The organism is Nesterenkonia sandarakina (assembly GCF_003003175.1).
GTDB lineage: Bacteria > Actinomycetota > Actinomycetes > Actinomycetales > Micrococcaceae > Nesterenkonia > Nesterenkonia sandarakina_A.
Window position 1 is genome coordinate 125,643 of record NZ_PVTY01000002.1, and the last position, 18,037, is coordinate 143,679.

19 protein-coding genes are annotated in these 18,037 nt (G+C 66.2%); 8 read left to right on the forward strand and 11 right to left on the reverse strand.

The window, feature by feature from the left end; all coding sequences use genetic code 11:
• The first annotated feature begins 43 nt into the window (after window positions 1-43).
• Window positions 44-541 carry a ribosomal protein S18-alanine N-acetyltransferase gene (rimI, locus tag BCL67_RS02170; protein WP_106121924.1) on the forward strand — a complete coding sequence of 166 codons (498 nt, stop codon included), beginning with the start codon at window positions 44-46 and terminating at the stop codon, window positions 539-541.
• Window positions 538-1,653, forward strand: a complete 1,116-nt coding sequence (gene tsaD, locus BCL67_RS02175) for a tRNA (adenosine(37)-N6)-threonylcarbamoyltransferase complex transferase subunit TsaD (protein ID WP_106121827.1) — start codon at window positions 538-540, stop codon at window positions 1,651-1,653. Before rimI ends, tsaD begins: the two co-directional genes overlap by 4 nt.
• A 54-nt stretch (window positions 1,654-1,707) precedes the next feature.
• Here tsaD and BCL67_RS02180 read toward each other — a convergent pair whose 3' ends face one another.
• On the reverse strand, window positions 1,708-2,871 hold the full coding sequence (locus BCL67_RS02180; protein WP_106121828.1) for a glutamate--cysteine ligase: 1,164 nt from the start codon (window positions 2,869-2,871) through the stop codon (window positions 1,708-1,710).
• 169 nt (window positions 2,872-3,040) lie between these two features.
• Between BCL67_RS02180 and BCL67_RS02185 the strand changes: the two genes are divergently transcribed.
• Entirely contained in the window at window positions 3,041-4,819 is a 1,779-nt protein-coding gene (locus BCL67_RS02185) for a glycoside hydrolase family 3 N-terminal domain-containing protein (protein WP_106121829.1), read from the forward strand.
• A 4-nt stretch (window positions 4,820-4,823) separates the two neighbouring features.
• Here the strand turns inward: BCL67_RS02185 and BCL67_RS02190 are convergent, their stop codons facing one another.
• Window positions 4,824-6,113 carry a class I SAM-dependent methyltransferase gene (locus BCL67_RS02190; protein WP_106121830.1) on the reverse strand — a complete coding sequence of 430 codons (1,290 nt, stop codon included), beginning with the start codon at window positions 6,111-6,113 and terminating at the stop codon, window positions 4,824-4,826.
• Between the two features lie 229 nt (window positions 6,114-6,342).
• Between BCL67_RS02190 and BCL67_RS02195 the strand changes: the two genes are divergently transcribed.
• The 4 genes from BCL67_RS02195 (at window position 6,343) to BCL67_RS02210 (ending at window position 10,655) form a co-directional block, all read left to right on the forward strand.
• The gene (locus BCL67_RS02195) at window positions 6,343-7,488 is read left to right on the forward strand and encodes a siderophore ABC transporter substrate-binding protein (RefSeq protein WP_106121831.1); all 1,146 of its coding nucleotides are present in this window, start codon (window positions 6,343-6,345) and stop codon (window positions 7,486-7,488) included.
• 178 nt (window positions 7,489-7,666) lie between these two features.
• Entirely contained in the window at window positions 7,667-8,788 is a 1,122-nt protein-coding gene (locus BCL67_RS02200; RefSeq protein WP_106121832.1) for an ABC transporter permease, read from the forward strand.
• On the forward strand, window positions 8,785-9,888 hold the full coding sequence (locus tag BCL67_RS02205) for an iron chelate uptake ABC transporter family permease subunit (protein ID WP_106121833.1): 1,104 nt from the start codon (window positions 8,785-8,787) through the stop codon (window positions 9,886-9,888). The genes BCL67_RS02200 and BCL67_RS02205 overlap by 4 nt, the downstream gene beginning before the upstream one ends.
• Entirely contained in the window at window positions 9,885-10,655 is a 771-nt protein-coding gene (locus BCL67_RS02210) for an iron ABC transporter ATP-binding protein (RefSeq protein ID WP_106121834.1), read from the forward strand. The genes BCL67_RS02205 and BCL67_RS02210 overlap by 4 nt, the downstream gene beginning before the upstream one ends.
• A 166-nt stretch (window positions 10,656-10,821) precedes the next feature.
• Here BCL67_RS02210 and BCL67_RS15340 read toward each other — a convergent pair whose 3' ends face one another.
• The 9 genes from BCL67_RS15340 to BCL67_RS02250 all read right to left on the reverse strand — a co-directional run bounded on the left by BCL67_RS15340 (window position 10,822) and on the right by BCL67_RS02250 (window position 16,217).
• Window positions 10,822-10,980, reverse strand: coding sequence for a hypothetical protein (locus BCL67_RS15340; protein WP_181255855.1), 159 nt, complete (start codon window positions 10,978-10,980; stop codon window positions 10,822-10,824).
• Between the two features lie 3 nt (window positions 10,981-10,983).
• Complete coding sequence (locus BCL67_RS02215) at window positions 10,984-11,400, reverse strand: DUF3618 domain-containing protein (protein WP_106121835.1); 417 nt, start codon at window positions 11,398-11,400, stop codon at window positions 10,984-10,986.
• The gene (locus BCL67_RS02220; protein WP_106121836.1) at window positions 11,397-11,861 is read right to left on the reverse strand and encodes a phage holin family protein; all 465 of its coding nucleotides are present in this window, start codon (window positions 11,859-11,861) and stop codon (window positions 11,397-11,399) included. The genes BCL67_RS02215 and BCL67_RS02220 overlap by 4 nt, the downstream gene beginning before the upstream one ends.
• Window positions 11,858-12,646: a hypothetical protein gene (locus tag BCL67_RS02225; RefSeq protein WP_106121837.1), complete on the reverse strand. Its 789-nt coding sequence runs from the start codon at window positions 12,644-12,646 to the stop codon at window positions 11,858-11,860. The genes BCL67_RS02220 and BCL67_RS02225 overlap by 4 nt, the downstream gene beginning before the upstream one ends.
• Before the next feature lie 224 nt (window positions 12,647-12,870).
• Window positions 12,871-13,974 carry a YihY/virulence factor BrkB family protein gene (locus BCL67_RS02230; protein WP_106121838.1) on the reverse strand — a complete coding sequence of 368 codons (1,104 nt, stop codon included), beginning with the start codon at window positions 13,972-13,974 and terminating at the stop codon, window positions 12,871-12,873.
• 61 nt (window positions 13,975-14,035) lie between these two features.
• The gene (locus tag BCL67_RS02235; RefSeq protein ID WP_106121839.1) at window positions 14,036-14,332 is read right to left on the reverse strand and encodes a DUF4235 domain-containing protein; all 297 of its coding nucleotides are present in this window, start codon (window positions 14,330-14,332) and stop codon (window positions 14,036-14,038) included.
• A 44-nt stretch (window positions 14,333-14,376) separates the two neighbouring features.
• Window positions 14,377-14,703, reverse strand: a complete 327-nt coding sequence (locus BCL67_RS02240) for a DUF3618 domain-containing protein (protein WP_219886346.1) — start codon at window positions 14,701-14,703, stop codon at window positions 14,377-14,379.
• Window positions 14,704-14,755: 52 nt separating this feature from the next.
• Window positions 14,756-15,121, reverse strand: a complete 366-nt coding sequence (locus BCL67_RS02245; RefSeq protein ID WP_258174683.1) for a phage holin family protein — start codon at window positions 15,119-15,121, stop codon at window positions 14,756-14,758.
• Between the two features lie 337 nt (window positions 15,122-15,458).
• Window positions 15,459-16,217: a PRC and DUF2382 domain-containing protein gene (locus BCL67_RS02250; RefSeq protein ID WP_308737940.1), complete on the reverse strand. Its 759-nt coding sequence runs from the start codon at window positions 16,215-16,217 to the stop codon at window positions 15,459-15,461.
• Window positions 16,218-16,935: 718 nt separating this feature from the next.
• On the opposite strand from BCL67_RS02250, the gene BCL67_RS02255 reads away from it, so the two are divergent.
• A complete protein-coding gene (locus tag BCL67_RS02255; protein WP_106121841.1) occupies window positions 16,936-17,652 on the forward strand; it encodes a TetR/AcrR family transcriptional regulator C-terminal domain-containing protein in 717 nt (238 codons plus the stop codon).
• The last annotated feature ends 385 nt before the right edge of the window (window positions 17,653-18,037 follow it).

An 18,037-nucleotide genomic window follows, 5' to 3' on the forward strand; every position in this document is an offset into this window, starting at 1 on the left:
GTCCACCGCCGCCCCCGGCTCTGAGCTCTACCCGGTGACCTCGATGACAGCCCTGGACGTTCCCGAGGTGCTCGCCCTGGAGAACCGGCTCTTCCCGCACGACGCCTGGCCCGAAAGCTTCTTCTACGACGAACTGGCACACACCACCGCCGGCCCCGGCGGGCTTCCGACCCGGCGTTACTGGGTCGCCCGGGACGCAGCCGGGCAGCTCGCCGGCTACGCCGGGATGATGTGCGTGCTGCCGCTGGCGGATGTGCAGACCCTCGCCGTCGCTCCCGAGGCCCAGGGCCAGGGGCTGGGCACCCGGCTGCTGCGCCTGCTCATCGGCGCCGCCCGGGAACAGTCCGCCGAGCAGATCCTGCTCGAGGTCCGCGCCGACAACCCCGGGGCGCAGGCCCTCTACCGGCGTGAGGGCTTCACCCACATCCATACCCGGGCGCAGTACTACCCGGACGGGCAGGACGCGCTGATCATGCAGAAGCCGCTGACCGACCCCGCCGCGCCGAGCTCAGCGGCAGACCTCAGGAGCCCCACCCCATGACCGACGCCTCCTCGGCCCGCCGCGCCCCGCTGGTGCTCGGCATCGAGACCTCCTGCGATGAGACCGGCGTCGGGATCGTCCGCGGGACCCACATGCTGGCGAACACCGTCTCGTCCTCCATGGAGGAACACGTGCGCTTCGGCGGCGTCATCCCGGAGATCGCCGCCCGCGCCCACCTCGAGGCCTTCGTGCCGACGCTGCGCCAGGCCCTGGACACCGCCGGGATCGAGCTGCGCGACGTCGACGCGATCGCGGTCACCGCCGGACCCGGCCTCGCGGGCGCGCTGATGGTCGGGCTCTCCGCCGCCAAGGGGCTCGCCCTGGCCGCGGACAAGCCGCTCTACGGGGTCAACCACCTCGTCGCCCACGTCGGCGTGGGCCTGCTGGACCCCGCCGGGGAGAGCGTCGCCGGACCCGCAGGGCTGCGGACGCTGCCGGAGAACACCGGGGCGCTGCTGGTCTCCGGCGGGCACACCGAGATCCTGCGCATCGGCTCGCTGACCAGCGACGTGCAGCTGCTGGGCTCCACTATCGACGACGCCGCCGGTGAGGCCTTCGACAAGACCGCGCGTCTGCTGGGACTGGGCTACCCGGGCGGACCCGCGATCGACGCCGCCGCGGCCACCGGGGATCCGCGCGCATTCCGCTTCCCGCGCGGCCTGACCATGCCGAAGTTCGAAGGCTCGGTCGAGGCCCCGGGCAAGCATCGGCACAACTGGTCCTTCTCCGGACTGAAGACCGCGGTGGCCCGCGCGGTGGAGCAGTTCGAGGTCGCCGGCCGACCGGTCCCGGTCGCAGACATCGCCGCCAGCTTCCAGGAGGCCGTGGTGGACGTCATCACGGCCAAGGCGGTGCGCGCCGCCGGCGAGCACGGCATCACCACGCTGATGCTCGGCGGAGGCGTCGCAGCGAACAAGCGGCTGCGCGAGCTGCTGGCCGAGCGCTGCGCCGCGGCCGGCATCGAGCTGCGCATCCCCCCGGTGAGCCTGTGCACGGACAACGGTGCGATGGTCGCGGCGCTGGGCGCGCAGCTCGTCGCAGCCGGAGTCGCGCCCTCCTCGCTGCAGATCCCCGCGGACTCCTCCCAGCCGGTGGAACGGATCAGCGTCTAGCTCGGCCCGCGGCTCAGACCCCCCCCGCTCAGACCCGCCGTTCAGACCCGCGGCTCAGACTCGCCGCGGGCCGTTGATCGACATCCGGGTACGCGCGGCGGCGTCGAGCACCACCTGCCGCAGATCTCCCTGATGGGTCTCCGCGACCTGGCGCTGCCGGATGTAGCCGGCGCCGTCGCGCATCATCTGCTCGACCAGGGCGAGCTCATCGGCGCAGCCCAGCTCCTTCGCCACCGGCTCGAGCCGGTTGAGCTCCTGCTCGAGGTGATCGGTCACCAGCATCTCGTCGCCCTCGGCGTTGAGGATGATCTCGGCGTCCAGGCCGTAGCGCGCGGCGCGCCACTTGTTCTCCTGCACGAACCACGGCGGCATCGAGACCACCTTGCCGCCGTTCCCGAGGTCCTGCACCGTGGAGTGCACGATGCACTGGGTGAGTGCCGCGACCCCGGCGATCTCCTCGAGCGTGGCCAGTCCGTCACAGACGCGCAGCTCCACGGTGCCCAGCCGGGGCACGGCGCGGACGTCCCAGCGGACCTCGGTGACATCGTTGATCACCCCGGTGTGCTCCAGGTCGCTGACCGCCTTCTCGTAGCCGGACCATTCCTCGAACTGGAAGGACGCCCCGGCGGTGGGCAGCTGCTGGAAGACCAGCGCCCGCTGCGAGGCGTAGCCGGTGTCCTCTCCCGCCCAGTAGGGCGAGGAGGCGGTCAGGGCCTGGAAGTGGGCGTTGTAGTTGCAGAGGGCATTGACCGCCGGCATCGCCTGGGCCACGTCATCGAGGCCCACGTGCACGTGGACCCCGTAGATCACCATCTGCCGGCCCCACCACTGGGTGCGCCGGATCAGCTCCGCATAGCGCTCCTTGTCCGTCACCTCCTGCTCGGTGGGTGCGGCGAAGGGGTGCGAGCCCTGGCAGTAGAGCTCGACGTCGAGCGGCTCGCAGTGGCGCATCACGTTGCTGGCGGTCGCGCGCAGCTGATCCACACCGGTGTTCACGTCCGGGCAGACGTCGGTGACCAGCTCCACCGTGTTGGTCAGCAGCTCCTGCTTCACGAAGGGGTGCTCGTCCTCCGGGCGAAGATCCGGCATGTCCTCATGGCAGGCACTGAGAATCCGGTCCGCCACCGACCGGAGATCTCCGGTCTGTCGGTCCACCAGGGCCAGCTCCCACTCCAGGCCCAGGGTGGAACGTCGTGATTCAGCGAAGGGTAGTTCCAACGTGGCTCCTCAGTGTGTCAGGGCCGGCGGCCGCATCATGAGACAGAATACTGCCCAGACCACCCGATGCCCCATGCCTGGCCCGAAGATCCTCCACCGGCCGGGAATTCATCGGCGTCGCCTCGAGCACCGGCTCGGCTGTTCAGGCGGCGCGGATATCCTGAGTGACATGTCTTCTGCCGGTTCCTCGCGTCGTCGCCCGTTCATCGCTGCGGCGCTGCTCTCCTCTCTGCTGCTCAGCTCCTGCGCCGGCGGCGCCGACACGGACGCCCCCGAGGACTCCTCCGCGCCCAGCGGGCCGAGCGCCGAAGAGTCCGCGGCGGCGGAGGAGCAGCGCCGCGCTGACGCCGAACAGGCACAGGAGGCGGCGCTCGCAGGACCCGGGCAGGAACACCGGGAGCGGGCCGCGGAGATCGTCGCCGAGTACTCGCTCGAGCAGCTCGCCGGATCGGTGCTGGTGGGGGAGTACGCGACCACCGACGCCGCACCGATGGCGGCCCTGGTCACCGAGCTGCACCTGGGCGGCGCCATCATCATGGGCGCCAACGTCCCCGCCTCCGAAGGAGGTGTCGACACCGAGGCCCTGGCCGCCCAGCTGGAGATCCTGCGCGACACCGGCGCGGAGCGCGAGGTGCCCCCGATGATCAGCGTGGACCAGGAGGGCGGCCTGGTCACGCGGGTCGGCGCCCCGCTCACCGAATGGCCCACCCCGATGGCCTACGGGGCGGCCGCAGCCGGGCAGGATGAGTCGGAGCCGGACGACGACGGCGCGCTCCCCCGCTCCGGGCACCGACTCCTCGCCGCTGACCTCGCCGACCTGGGGTTCACCACCAGCTTCGCACCCAACGGCGACGTCACCGTGGGTGCCTCCGATCCGACCATCGGCTCGCGCTCCTTCGGCTCCGACGCCGAGGCGGTCACCACGCTCACCATGGACGGCATCCGCGGCCTCGCCGACGGCGGTCTGGCCGGATCGGTCAAGCACTTTCCCGGGCATGGTTCCGTCACCGAGGATTCCCACCAGACGCTCCCGGTCCAGGACGCCAGCCTCGAGGAGCTTCGCACTCGCGACTGGGCGCCCTTCGCCGAGGCCGCCGAGGCCGGTGTCCCGATGATCATGATGGGCCACATCGAGGTGCCCGCGCTGGAAGCCGGGGTCCCGTCCTCGCTCTCCGAGGCCGCCTACACCGAGCTGCGCGACCTCGGCCACGAGGGTGTGGTCGTCACCGATGCGCTGAACATGGGAGCCATCGTCGAAGCATACGGCGGCGACCAGGCCGCGGTGACCGCCCTGACCGCGGGCGCGGATCTGCTGCTGATGCCCTCTGACGTGCGCGGCGCCCACGCCGGGATCGTCGCGGCCGTGGAGTCGGGCGAGCTTGACCGCTCCCGCCTCGAGGAGGCGTCCGAACGGGTCGCCGCGCTGCAGCTCTGGCAGGCCGATCTGGCCGCAGGAGAGCTCGCCGCCGGCCCCGGTGCCCAGCTGCCCGAGGAGCTGCGCGGCGACGAGGCGACGGAGGAGGCCGAGGACGAGACTGCGGAGGATCAGACCGGACAGGAGACGGCGGCGGAGCTCAGCGAATCTGCCGTGACCCTCGTGACGGGAGAGTGTGAGTCGGACCTGGCAGCGGCGGGCATCACCATCGTCGGGGGCACGGAGCAGGACCGCTCCCGGCTGGCCTCAGCCGCGGAGGCGGAAGGACTGACAGTGGGCGGCGGGGCGGTGGTGAACCTCGTCGGCGAGTCTTCCGCCGCGGGCGGAGACGTCGCGGTGGCCCTGGACCGTCCTGAGGTCCTGGCACTGGCCGACGCCCCCACCCAGATGGCGCTCTACGGCCGCACCCAGGAGTCCTTCGACGCCCTCGCCGCAGTGCTCGCCGGAGCTCAGGCGCCCGGGGCGCTTCCGGTGGAGGTGGGCGAGCTGCCGCGCGGCCACTCCGCCTGCTGAGCGTTCAGAGCGGCTCCACCACCGCGAAGACCCGGTCCTCGCCCAGGCGGGTGATCACCAGGGTGCCATGACGCTTCGGCCCCTTGGTCCGCTTCTTCGGCAGGACCTGCTGACGGAGCTGCTCAGGGGCGACGTCGACCCCGCGCTTCTTGATCTCCAGACTCGTCAGCCCGGCATCGGACACCCAGGTCTTGAGCGTCTTGACGTTGAACGGCTTGACCTCGAGCACCCGGAACTGCCGGGAGAGGCGATGGTCGGGATCGGTCAGAGCCTCGTCGGTGCAGAAGTAGGCGATGTGCTCATCGAGCAGACGAGCACCCAGCGAGTCGGCGAGCTCGGCGACGAGCCCGGAGCGGATCACCGCAGGGTCCGGTTCATGCAGCACCCCGGCGAGCCCGGCTCGCCCGTGTGGCTCGAGCTCCATGCCCGCGCCGAAATCGGTCGCGCTGACCAGCTCCACGGGTGCGGCTCCGCTGCTGGACAGCAGAGTCGCCGCGCGCCGGACTCCGGAACGGGCCAGGGCGTTGAACCACAGCACCACCTCCACCAGATCTCCGTCCACCGAGACCCACTCGGCCTCACAGTCCGAGGGGATCAGCTCATGCGGCAGCCCGGGGCCGAGCTTGACCCCCATCGGGGCGCCGGTGCGCGCCAGAGCGGTCACGAAGCTCAGCGGCGGAGAGAAGGACTCGGGGTCCCAGAGCCTTGAGGGCCCGGTCGCTGCGGTGTCCTGTGCCGCGTGCGGATCGCGGCGCGCCGGATCCAGCCACAGGCCCCAGCCGGGGGGAGCCCCCGAGCGCAGCAGATCGAAGGTCTCCGCGAAGTCCTCGGCCGTGCCGTGCTGGACCGCGGCCTCCGGAAAGGGATGCAGGTTCATGGTGGCCGCCGCCGCGATGCTCTCATCCGCCTCCACCGCCGTCACGGCCAGTCCCAGCGATGCGGCGGCCAGCGCATCACCGCCCAGACCACAGCCGAGATCGACCACCCGGTCCAGACCTGCGGCGCGGAAGCGCTGGGCATGGCGCGCCGCGACCGGAAGGCGCGTCGACTGCTGCAGACCCTCATGGGTGAAGAGCATCCGGTCGGCGAACTCGCCGAACTTCTTCCGCGCCGCCGCCCGCAGCCGGGACTGCGTCAGGGCCGCCGCCACCCGATCCGCCGGGTGGCCGGCCTCACGCAGCCGCAGATTCAACCCGAACGCCGCCTGCTGGTCATAGGGCGGCAGCGAGTTCAGCAGCTCCCACCCCTCCGGGGTGAGAACTGGGGAGAGCGCATCAGCGGCGGGGGAAGACATCGCTTCTACGGTACCGGCAGCGCCCCTCGAATCCGGACGGACCCTGACCGGTGGCGCCGCGATCACGCCTAATACCACACGCGCACGTGACGGAATCTCTCGGACTGTCATATTCGGCACCACGGTTGCGTTAAATTAGTTAACTCTGTAGCTTCTATTTAGCTTAGGGGACACTAAGTAGAGATCTCCTCCCGGAAACCCGGAATCATCCACCGTGAAAGGCAGGGCCATGCCCACCGAAGACTTCGCACCCCAGGACGCCGCACTCGAGAGCGCCCGAGTCGCCACCGGCTCCGAGCGGACCGCGCGCAGCTCGGCCGCGACGCTCCGCTCCAGGGCCCTGGGGGGACTCTCTCTCGGCGTCATCGCGATGCTCGCCCTGAGCGCCTGCGGATCAGATGCCCAGGTCGAGGAGCCGGATGCCGGCGAGTCGGAGGCGAGCGAGACCGAAGAGGGTGGGACTGAGGCTGCCGAGACTGACGCTGAAGGCTCGGCCACGGTCACCATCGAGGATGATCACGGCACTCATGAGGTCCCCACAGATCCACAGAGCGTCGTCGTCACGGACAACAGGTCCTACCGGACCCTGGAGGCTTTCGGGGTCGAGCCCAGCGCCGCCGCCCGAAGCCTGATGGACGCCCAGACCCACGCCTACGCCGAGGACGAGTCGATCCTGGACCTGGGCAACCACCGAGAGCCCGACCTGGAGAACGTCGTCGCGGCCGAGCCCGACCTGATCATCAACGGACAGCGCTTCCAGGACTACTACGAGGACCTCGGCGGTCTCGCGCCCGATGCCACCGTCCTGGAGTTCGAGCCGCAGGCGGACGCTGACCTGGTCGAAGAGCTGATCCGCAAGACCGAGTCGCTCGGTGAGGTCTTCGGTCAGGAGGACATCGCGGCTGACCTCGTCGAGGAGCTGGAAGTCGAGATGACTCGGGTCCAGGAGGCCTACGACGGCGAGTCCACCGTGATGGGGCTGCTCACCTCCGGCGGTGACATGAGCTACGTGGCACCAGGTCCCGACGGCCGCGCCATCGGACCGGTCTTCGACACCTTCAACCTCACTCCCGCACTGGAGCAGGAGGGTGAGAACGAGTCCCACGGCGATGACATCTCCGTGGAGGCCATCGCCACCGCCGACCCAGACTGGCTGCTCGTGCTGGACCGCGACGCCCGACTCACCCTGGATGAGGGCGAGGAGTACACCCCTGCCGCCGAGGTCGTCGAAGAGTCGGCCGCACTGGCCAACGTCTCCGCGGTGGAGAACGACCAGGTCGTGTACCTGCCGGAGAACTTCTACCTCACCGAAGACATCCAGGCCTACACCGAATTCTTCCGCGACTTCGCAGACGCACTCGAAGCCGCGGAATGACCGCAGTTCACTTTCTTGCCAGTCGGTGAATGATGGTCGCCCGACGGTCCCGCGCAGGCCTGGACAACCTGCGTGGGACCGTCCCTAATATCGCTATAGGGTTATTCGCTATTCAGTAACCAGACCGGCAGAATATGTATCCTCTCGCATAGTCATGCCACTGCTCTTGGAAAGTCCCATGCCTGATACCCCACCCGCGGCGCTGAGCCGCGACGGACGCGTGTCCCCGGAGAGTCCGCCGGACACCGGACCGGAGTCCCCGCCGGCGCCCCCAGCTGGAACCGCGTCGGCCCCCGCCGCCAGGTCCACGCCGAGATCACCGGATGCCCGAGCGACCCGCAGGCAGCGGCTCTTCACGCCGGCTCTGGTGGTCGGGATCCTGATCACCCTGGGCCTGCTGCTGCTCTCGCTGACCACCGGGCAGTACGACGTCTTCGCAGACGATGGGTTCTGGATGTTCGGCATCACCCGGGTCCCCCGCACCATCGCGCTGGTCCTGGCGGGGGCGTCCATGGCCATGTGCGGACTGATCATGCAGCTGCTCACGCAGAACCGCTTCGTGGAGCCCACCACCACCGGCACCACCGAATGGGCCGGGCTGGGGCTGATCCTGGTGCTCTGGCTCTTCCCCGGCGCCTCGATGCTGGCCAGGATGGGCGGGGCCGTGACGATGGCCTTCATCGGCACCGTGATCTTCTTCCTGTTCCTGCAGCGAGTCACCCTGAGGTCCTCGCTGATCGTGCCGATCATCGGCATCATGCTGGGCGCGGTGGTCAGCTCCTTCACGACCTACATCGCGCTGATGACCGATCACCTGCAGACCCTGGGCATCTGGTTCGCCGGATCCTTCACCCGCGTCGTCGAAGGCCGCTATGAGCTGATGTTCCTGGTGCTGGTGGTGACGATCCTGGTCTTCATCACCGCCGACCAGTTCACCGTGGCCGGCCTCGGCAAGGACATGGCCACCAACGTCGGGCTGAACTACACCGCGGTGCTGTTCCTGGGCACCGCCATGGTCGCGGTGGCCACCGGGGTGACCGCCACGGTGGTGGGCACGCTGCCCTTCCTGGGCCTGGTGGTGCCCAACATCATCTCGCTGTTCCGTGGAGATGACCTGCGCAGCAACCTGCCATGGGTCGCGCTGCTCGGCATCGCGATCGTGACCGCCTGTGACCTGATCGGACGCACCATCCGCGCACCCTTCGAGATCCCGGTGGGGCTGGTGCTGGGCCTGGTCGGGGCCGTGGTGTTCATCGGGCTGCTCCTGCGGCAGCGCCGGAAGGGCGGGCTGCTGACATGACCACGCAGCTCGGCCACCTGCGCCGCACCCCGCCGGTCTCCTCCGGAACCGAGACGGCCTCCGCCGGCACCACCGCCTGCGCCGCCGCGACCCAGCCGAGACGACATTCCGGGGCGATCACCACCCGACGCCACGGGGTGCGCTATTGGGGCGTGATGGCGCTGCTGGGTGGGCTCTCGGTCTTCTTCACCGCAGGGATCCTCGGCTACGACAACCCGATGCCCTTCGGCTCCGACGGCTACTGGCTGATCGCGAGGATGCGGGTCGAGACCGTGCTGGTCATCGGCGTCGTCGTCTTCTGCCAGGCGATGGCCACGGTGTCCTTCCAGACCGCGACCAACAATCGGATCATCACGCCCTCGATCATGGGATTCGAGTCGCTGTATGTGGCGATCCAGACCGGCGCGGTGTTCTTCTTCGGCATCGCCGGGATCACCCTGGTCACCGGGCTGCCACAGTTCCTGATGCAGGCCGGGGCGATGGTGCTCTTCGCGACCATCCTCTACACCTGGCTGCTGAGCGGGAAGTTCTCCAACATCCACATCATGCTGCTGGTCGGAGTGGTGATCGGCGGGGGGCTGGGCTCGCTCTCGACCTTCATGCAGCGGGTGCTGACCCCGAGCGAGTTCGATGTGCTCACCGCACGGCTCTTCGGCAACATCGGCAACGCCCGCGGCGAGTACCTGCCCTATGCGATCCCGATCGCGCTGGCGGCCGCAGGAGTGTTGTGGTTGCGCGCGCGCCGGCTCAACGTGGTCGCCCTGGGACGCAACACCGCGGACAACCTCGGGGTCGACCACAGGCGTGAGGTGATGATCATCCTGGCGCTGGTCTCGGTGCTGATGGCGATGAGCACCTCCCTGGTGGGTCCGATGACCTTCCTGGGCTTCCTGGTCGCCACCCTGGCGTACCAGTTCGCGGACACCTACTCCCATCGGATGCTGTTCCCGATGGCGATGCTCATCGGGTACACCGTCCTGGCCGGGGCGTATTTCATCATGCGCAACATCTTCTACGCCCAGGGCGCGGTGACTTTGATCATCGAGCTCATCGGCGGAATCGTCTTCCTGATAGTCCTGATGCGAAAGGGTCGCCTGTGATCAGCCTCACCGAGGTCGCCAAGAACTACGGTTCCGCGGGAGCCAGCGACGCCGTCGCCATCGGTCCGGTCAGCGTGGACATCGCCGCGGGCGGGATCACCGCTCTGGTCGGCCCCAACGGCGCCGGAAAGTCCACGATCCTGACCATGATCGGGCGGCTGCTCGATGTGGATGCCGGACGGATCGAGGTGGCCGGGCACGACGTCGTGAAATCGCCATCGAAGACCATCGCGAAGATCCTCTCGATCCTGCGCCAGGAGAACCACTTCGTCACCCGACTCACCGTGCGCCAGCTCGTGGGCTTCGGCCGCTTCCCGCATTCACAGGGCCGACTCACCCATGAGGATGAGCGTCACATCTCCGAGGCCATCGACTTCCTGGACCTGACAGCGTTGGAGGGGCGATACCTGGACCAGCTCTCCGGCGGCCAGCGCCAGCGCGCGTATGTGGCGATGGTGCTGGCCCAGGGCACCGACTACGTGCTCCTCGATGAGCCGCTGAACAACCTGGACATGCAGCACGCGGTGCAGATGATGCAGCAGCTGCGCCGCGCCGCCGACGAGCTGGGCCGCACCGTGGTCATCGTGCTCCACGACATCAACTTCGCCGCCCGGTACTCGGACCGGATCCTGGCGATGAAGGACGGGGTGGTGGTCGAGCACGGAACCCCGGCGGAGATCATGCAGGATGCGGTGCTGACCCGGGTCTTCGACACCGAGGTCACCGTGATCGAGGGTCCTGGCGGCCCGCTCGCGGTGTACTACTGAGCTTCTGGTGCTGGTCCCGGAACTAACTGAATTCACCGGCCCCGGCCGCGGTCGAAGAACAGCTCCAGGGCTATCGGGGAGGAGGGCGGGACTCACCTTCACGAGCCACCGATGACCAAGGCGGGTCCGAGGTGGAGACCTCAGACCCGCCGTGATGAAATAAGTGTCAGCTGCCCCGGACGTCCTCCGCCGAGGACTTCGCGGAGTCAGCGACCGTGTCCTTCTGGTCCTGGGCTTCAGACTTCACGTTCTGGGCACTCTCAGCGGCCGAGTCGCGGACCCGCTGCACAGACTCCTGCGCCGGCTCCTTGAGCTCCTCGGCCATCGACTACGCCTGGCTCTTCGCATCATCTACCAGCGGTTTCGTCTGATCCTCAAGCTTCGCCGCTGCCCTCTTCTCCGGCTCAGAGGCCGGAAGGATGGACGCCGCCAACCAACCCGCCCCCAGAGCGATCAAGCCCGCCGCGAGCGGGTTCCCCTGGGTCTTGTGCTTGAGCTCCTGAGGTGCCCGCCGGGCACTGGAGGCGGCATGATGTGCACTTTCCGAGACCTCAGAGGAAGCATCATCGGCTGACCCCATCACACTGTCCTTCCAGCCACCCACGGTGCTGCGGAGCTTTTCTGTCTGGCGCTGCGCCACCTTGGACGGGGAGACCTTGTCGGCGACGGCGTCAACGTCGAGGGAGAGGCTGTTGCGGGTCCGCTCGATATCGGCGCGGATCTCATCGGGGCTCTGCTGTGTCATCGGGTCTCCTTGGAGGGGGTGAGAGCATCAGGGATCTCTTTGAGGGTCTCCGCGGTCTGCGGTGCCCCTTCGGCCTGATCGAGGTTCTTCTTGCCGAGCACCGCCAGGACGGCGCCGATGATCGCCCAGATCACGGCGACGATGACCGCAGACCAGGCGCTGCCGATCACGGTGGCGCCCAGAGCGGCCCAGAGGGCGATGGAGAGGAAGAGCAGCACGAAGTGCCCGGCGATTCCGGCGCCGCCGAACATGCCAGCACCCTTTCCTGCGTTCATCGCGGTCTCGCGAAGTTCGGCCTTGCCGAGGGCGATCTCCTGCCGGATCAGGGTGGAGAGGTCACTGCTGACGTTGGACATGAGCGAACCCAGTGATTCTTTTTCGACACTACGCTCCCATTCGGGCGTGGGATCTGCCCCAGAGGTGGGTTCAGGGTCCGTGGGGCGACGGGCATGGCTGCTCATCGGCCAGCACCGCCGGCGTAGGGATCAGCGTCGCCGGTGTAACCCGGGGTGGGACTGGCGGGACCGGTTTCGTAGGCCGGGGCACCGGTGCTCTGGTTTCCGGAGACCAGAGCAGCAGCCGGCGACTCGGTTCCTACCGGGCCCGTCCCCGTTCCGGTCGGAGCGGTACCGGGGGTGCTGGTGCCGGCACCCTGGCTCGAGGTCGAGGAGCCCTGCCGAGCATCATCGGCGTGGTGCTGCTTGAGTCCGCGGGTCAGTCGGCCCGCGGCGAACCCGACGCCGGCGGCGATCGCCAGGAACGCCACCGGTCGACGACGTGCGAAGCTCTGGACCTCCTGGAGGACCTCCTTGGGGTCATGGTCCTCGAGCCAGGTGGCCGTGGCTTCGGCGCGTGAGTTCAGCTGGTCCACAAGGTCCTTGGCGACCCCGGGCTCGGGCTTCTCGCCGCGAGCGATGCGGGCGACGTCGTCGCTGAAGGTGCGCACCGCGCCGGCTGCGCGACCGAGCTGCTCAGACGCCTGGGACTCGAGCATCGTGCCCGCCTCATCGCCCAGGCGCTTGGCCTCGCGCACGGCGTCGTCCTTGACCCCTGCGGCTTCCTGCGCGGCGGTGTCCTTGACCGCTCGTCCGGCGTCTCTGGCGTCGTTGCCGACATCCTGAGCCGCCGACTTGGCCTGATCCGACTGCTTCTGGGTGTGAGACGCAGAAGCGGACGCGGAACCAGACGTGGAGCGAGACCCGGAGTCGGGGTGCCCCGAGTGCTGTTGCTGCCCGGAGATCGGCATGGTCCCCAGTGGGAGATCGTTCGCTGCAGAACCGGGCTCCCTGCCGGAGGTTGATGGAGGCGTCGGGAACGTCTTATCCCGTGACGCGTCCGCTCCGCCGAGGTTGCTTTGAGGTGTGTTGTGTGGGTTTACCATGTCTGCCTTTCGTGGTGTCCTCGGATTCGCGACGAACCGAGATTGAACAGAGGGTCTGGAGATCCACTGGAAGGGTGATGCCCGACAGCTCAGCGTCGGACAGCCTCGTCCGGTCCAGCGGCTGGTGCGTCCTGGCTTCGGCCTGCGGATCTGCGCAGGTTGCGTGCGCGCTCGACATCCTCCTGATGTTTCTGCGCCTTCTTGTCGCTGGCCTTGGTGTCTCGAGCGGGAAGCTGGAGGTTCTCCTCTGCGGGCATTCCAGCCTGGAGCTCACGGCCGCGCTCAACTTCGCTGTCGACCTCTGCACCGAAGAGCAGGATCGCATTGACGATGTATATCCACAGCAGCAAGATGATGACCCCAGCCAGCGCTCCATACGTGGCGTTGTAGTTGCCGAAGTTGGACACGTAGAAGAAAAAGCCCACAGAGGCCAGTACCGCGACCACGATGGCGATGAGGGCACCGACGCTCACCCAGCGGAACTTCGGCTGCTTCACGTTGGGAGTTGCGTAATAGAGCAGAGCAACGACGAAGACGACGACGAAGGCCAGGATGAACCATTGAGCGATGCTCCACACCGTGATTGCGGTCGAGCCAAGCCCGATCACGTTTCCCACTGCTTCTGCCACCGGTCCTGACAGGACCAGGATCATCAGGGCAACGGCTCCCAGGACGAGGATCAATGCTGTCAGGAGATACATCTGCACATTCAGCTTGATCCCACCGCGACCTTCAGGAACCTCGTGGATGATGTTCATCGCCCGGCCGAAGGCCTTCACATAGCCCGACGCCGACCACAGCGCGATCAGCAATCCGAGGATAAGTCCCAGCCCCGGAGCAGGGGCTGTCAGGACAGACTCCAAGGCAGGTCGGACGGTGCCCCACGTGTCGGAGGGAACAATGCCCTCCGCCTGATCCAGAACCGCGGTCACGGTTCCTCCTCCCTGACCGAACAGGCTCAGCACCGAGACCACGGCGATCAGCGCCGGGAAGATGGAAAGGACCGTGCGGTAGGTGAGGCCGGCGGCGAGATCGGTGCAGCCGTCAGCCGAGAATTCGCGGATCGTGGTCCTGAGGATGTACTTCCACGTCGGCTTGGTGATCTCAGCAGGAGAGTCAGGTTTGCGATCGTCTTCGGGGTGAGGAGCGTCCGCCGGATCATTTTCGGTATTGTCGCGGGAGCTGTGGGACATCAGACGTGCCTTTCTCCGGGTGTGGGGAGCATGAGCTCCAGTGAGTGATGAGGTTCTGGGTTCAGTCGCCCGGCCACTCTCCGGTGAGCCGCTGAAACGCCCTGGCCCCGCCTCGGTCGACCAACGCCTTGACGAAGGCGAAGAGCGCGCCCTGAAGGGCAGCAGCTGAGAGCACCTCGCCAAGGTTGAAGTCGGACTGCATCGCTTTGGGAGCATCGTCGCGGTGTTCCCATGGAAGCCGCTTCCATATCTGTTTGAACACCATGCCAGCGACAGCCCCGCTGATCAGGCTGTTGACCAGTCCGATGGGGCGATAGAGGAGCTTCGCCGAAGTGTTGCTAGATTCCTTCTTGGCCATCGTGATCTTCCTTCCATGGTCGAGCTGCGGTCATCCTGTTCAGCTCACCTGCGAGCCCGGCCAACGACGATGAGGGCCGCGGTCGCAGCAACAGTCGCCACACCGATCCATCCGTTCCGGTTCGGCTTGCCCTGTTCGTCGGTGACAAAGTCTCTTGCGCGCCTGAAGTATGTGAGGGCGTGCTGGCGGGCGCCGTGAATCTCAGCGGCGACGCGATGCTTCACCTCATCGAGCTGCACCTGTGCCTGTGATTTCACATCGAACTTCTCAGCCAGTGCCTCGACGGTTTCACCAAGCTCGCGACGAGTGCGCGCAAGGTCGGCCTCGATCTGCTCCGGGGAGGCGCCCTTCTCCGGCTCCGGCGGAGCCACGGAAGGGTTCGCCCTGCCTGCGGTCGGGCGGGGCAGTTGAGCGTTCACATTGCTAGCGGGTGTCATGGCGGCTGTGTTCCTTAATCTCGGCAACGTCGCGGTTGACATTGGCGATCGTTCGTTCCGGCGCGAGAGAGAGCTTTTCCATCTTCTTCTTGCCGAGCAGTGCTGCGATGGCGGCAGTCATGAAGAGAACAGCGGTGACTATGAGTGCCGCCGCCCACGCCGGCAGAACGGTGGTCAACCCTAGGATGGCTGTGGCAATCAGGGCCCCGAAGCCGAACCAGGCCAGGATGCCTCCGGCCCCTAAGAAGCCTGCGCCGATCCCGCCGTGCTTGGCGGTCGCGGTCAACTCCGCCTGGACGAGTTTCAGCTCGTCGCGGATCAACCGTGAGGTCTGCTCTGAGAGGCGATTCATCAACTCGGGAACTGATGGTTCCGACGATCGTGCGGGGTGACTCATGATGTGTGCCCTTTGCATTGAAACGACGTACAACCTGGTTGTTGCTGACGTTCGAGGATGAAGCTGCCACCTGTGGTCAGTCGGGTGGTCAGCGGGGTGGACAGATCGGACGCAGAGCCTGCCATTGCCGTCTTCCCGGTGTGCGGCAGCCACTGCATGTCGCGAGAGTGCACTCCGTGCAGCCGGGCCCGCTCCTGATGGCACCTGCCAGGGGCCCGATCGCGCTCTCGGACCAGGCCCCTGGCAGACGCTCGACGTCTAACCCTGAATGCGCACGTTGCAGAGACGTCACTCAGTGCTTCGCACCGGGCTTGGCGTCGCCTTCAACGTCGATCTCTTCCTTGCGGACCTCGCCGGAGACGGTTTCGGTGTCCTGGACAGTCCGCTTGCCGATATTGACCTTCTCCGTGGCCACGGTCTCTTTGTCCACCACGGGGCGTTCCTCGTGCAGCGTCACGACCTCCTCCTGGCGGCCCGCCTCATCGATCTTGCCTGCAGAGCGCGCCTCGGCAGAGTTCGGGTCGACCTTCTCCCGCTCAACGACGAGCTCTTCGCGCTGGACGGGCACCTCAACGCTCTGGTTCTCGGTGCGAATCCGCTTGTGCAGGCGTACCTGACCTGCCTCACGCTGCTCGGTGCCGACCTTCAGGCGCTCCTCGTGGGCGACCATCTTGTCGGCATCGGCGTCAACACCGGGCCCATCCGTGTCCACCCCGTGGCGTCCGGTGCTGGGGTCAGTGCTGTAGTAGTCCCAGAGGCGCTGCTCCTCTTCAACACTGAGGTGTCCGTCGACGTCGATGTTGGGGGCATCCTTGATGTAGGCCTTGGTGAACGGCACCCTGAGACCGCCGGGGGAGTAGCTTGTCGCGCCGAAGGGGATGAACGTCTCCTTGGCACCGAAGAGGCCCATGTTCACGGTGACGAACTCGGGTTCTTGTGTCTGAGCATCGACGTAGACCTGACCGACCGAGCCAATTTTGGCTCCCTCACTGTCGTATACGTCTGCGTTCTCGATTAAGTCGACGTCGAAGTTGCGGTTCACCATGGTCATTCACTCGCCTTTCCATGCCCCGGGCTTCGGGGTCAAGATTCTTAGAAAGAATATTTATGTACCAAATAAAACATGAACATGAGCTACTAGAATCGTTCGTGTAGTGGTGATCTACAAAGCCTCTCTAATGTCCTGGGTTGGACTGTGAGGTTGACGCCCGCCGGATCGTTTGGGTGGACCTGGCCTCGCTCGTCTCCCTCCTCGTCTTCTTCGCCGAGTCACTCCTTGACCGTCCCGTCTGATCGCCGTCAGGACGTGTTTCTGGCTACCTCTTCGGTCGGCTCAGATGCATGCGGGCCACGTGTTCATGTTGTCGAGGCGTCTGCAAGATGTCGACCTGCGCTGAAGATTACACTGTAAACACAGCCCTCGGCAATAGTCGCCCGGAGGCAGTTCGGCGCCAGTGTGGCAGCGTGTCGCGTCATGCCGCTGGCGTCCCGCTGGGGCCCCGTGATTTCTGTCGTTCGGGCGTGGGTTGCGGGTGTGCTCTACGTCGGGCGGCGTGAACCGACCGGTCTGGGTCTGCGATCGGCGTCTGGCTTGGGCGTTCGAGGCGGTGTCCAAGACCTTCGAACCGGGGAGGCGCGACCGCGAGGGAAAATTTGACTGAAGGCGCGGAGAAACGTCGCCGGAGTACCATAGATGGGCGCACGCATAAGCGTTCACCAGGTGGGCGTCTATTGAGGAAGTCACCTATTCGGTATCGAGGTAGATATAAATGGATCGGACATTCGACGCTGCAGGTCCAGATAAGGCGCGACCCGGCCTCAGTCGTGAATTGGTGGTGAAGTCAGCCGTGTCGTTCATCGACGCACATGGCGCACAGAAGCTCACGATGCGCGCCCTCGGTGCCAGTCTGGATGTAGAGGCAATGGCGCTGTACAGGCATGTCTCAGGGCGTGAAGACCTGCTCGAGTCTGTGGTAGCTGAGCTGTTGCGAGGGCTGGAAGACGATCTGGATAAGCAGCTCAGTGAGACATGGCAGGGGTACCTTCAGACCTTTGCTCATCATGTTCGCCAGATTGCGGTGGAGCACCCTCTGGTCTTCCCACTCGTCGCGACTCGACATCCTGCGGCACCATGGCTTCGCCCTCCGCTGCGCAGCCTGTCTCTGGTAGAAGGCTTCCTACGCGCGCTCATTGACCATGGTTTCAGCGACTCCGCCGCAGTTCACACCTACCGAATCATCAGCAGCTTCCTTCTCGGGCACCTGCTGCTGGAATCCGTCGTCCGCGGCGCTGAGGTCTCATCCGTAGAAATTCCCTTGGACGAAGGAAATGCGATTGTCCCTGAAGGGGATTCTGGTCTGGATCTGAGTCGATTCCCGGTGGTGATGCGCTTGAAGGGGGCACTCAGTGAGGATCATTCCAGGAGGGAATTTGAGATCGGATTGGAAGCTCTGATTGATAGAATAGAATTCTTTATTAGTCAATAAAGCGAAATTTAATAAAGCTTGATCTATCCGATCGTCGCCTGTTAAGTGATTCTTTTATGCGCCCATTTAATCTTTCTCTCGACCCGATTCTGTTGTCTCGTGCCGGGTCGATTCGAAGCTCTGGAGGATTGATGAGGTGCGCTGCCTCGCGAGTTTTTTATCGTCTCCATCGCATGTGGCTCTTCGCCTCTTCCGGCTCGCGATCATGAAGATTGGCACCGCAGCTTCGGATGATCGCGGGATTTCGCAGATCCAGCAGACGCCTCCTGTGTCACGCAGACATCAGACTACTGAGTCGGCACGAGTGACGGTCCTTGAGAGATCGATGCAGATCAACGAAGGGTGCACCATCCTGGAGCGATAGACGTGACTCAGGAAAGTGCTC

Bases quoted from the DNA above. Each gene is read 5' to 3' on its own strand.
- rimI (WP_106121924.1), top strand. From the start codon at position 44: ATGACAGCCCTGGACGTTCCCGAGGTGCTCGCCCTGGAGAACCGGCTC.
- tsaD (WP_106121827.1), top strand. From the start codon at position 538: ATGACCGACGCCTCCTCGGCCCGCCGCGCCCCGCTGGTGCTCGGCATC.
- BCL67_RS02185 (WP_106121829.1), top strand. From the start codon at position 3,041: ATGTCTTCTGCCGGTTCCTCGCGTCGTCGCCCGTTCATCGCTGCGGCG.
- BCL67_RS02190 (WP_106121830.1), bottom strand. From the start codon at position 6,113: ATGTCTTCCCCCGCCGCTGATGCGCTCTCCCCAGTTCTCACCCCGGAG.
- BCL67_RS02195 (WP_106121831.1), top strand. From the start codon at position 6,343: ATGCCCACCGAAGACTTCGCACCCCAGGACGCCGCACTCGAGAGCGCC.
- BCL67_RS02200 (WP_106121832.1), top strand. From the start codon at position 7,667: ATGCCTGATACCCCACCCGCGGCGCTGAGCCGCGACGGACGCGTGTCC.
- BCL67_RS02205 (WP_106121833.1), top strand. From the start codon at position 8,785: ATGACCACGCAGCTCGGCCACCTGCGCCGCACCCCGCCGGTCTCCTCC.
- BCL67_RS15340 (WP_181255855.1), bottom strand. From the start codon at position 10,980: ATGGCCGAGGAGCTCAAGGAGCCGGCGCAGGAGTCTGTGCAGCGGGTC.
- BCL67_RS02215 (WP_106121835.1), bottom strand. From the start codon at position 11,400: ATGACACAGCAGAGCCCCGATGAGATCCGCGCCGATATCGAGCGGACC.
- BCL67_RS02220 (WP_106121836.1), bottom strand. From the start codon at position 11,861: ATGAGCAGCCATGCCCGTCGCCCCACGGACCCTGAACCCACCTCTGGG.
- BCL67_RS02225 (WP_106121837.1), bottom strand. From the start codon at position 12,646: ATGCCGATCTCCGGGCAGCAACAGCACTCGGGGCACCCCGACTCCGGG.
- BCL67_RS02230 (WP_106121838.1), bottom strand. From the start codon at position 13,974: ATGTCCCACAGCTCCCGCGACAATACCGAAAATGATCCGGCGGACGCT.
- BCL67_RS02235 (WP_106121839.1), bottom strand. From the start codon at position 14,332: ATGGCCAAGAAGGAATCTAGCAACACTTCGGCGAAGCTCCTCTATCGC.
- BCL67_RS02245 (WP_258174683.1), bottom strand. From the start codon at position 15,121: ATGAATCGCCTCTCAGAGCAGACCTCACGGTTGATCCGCGACGAGCTG.
- BCL67_RS02250 (WP_308737940.1), bottom strand. From the start codon at position 16,217: ATGACCATGGTGAACCGCAACTTCGACGTCGACTTAATCGAGAACGCA.
- BCL67_RS02255 (WP_106121841.1), top strand. From the start codon at position 16,936: ATGGATCGGACATTCGACGCTGCAGGTCCAGATAAGGCGCGACCCGGC.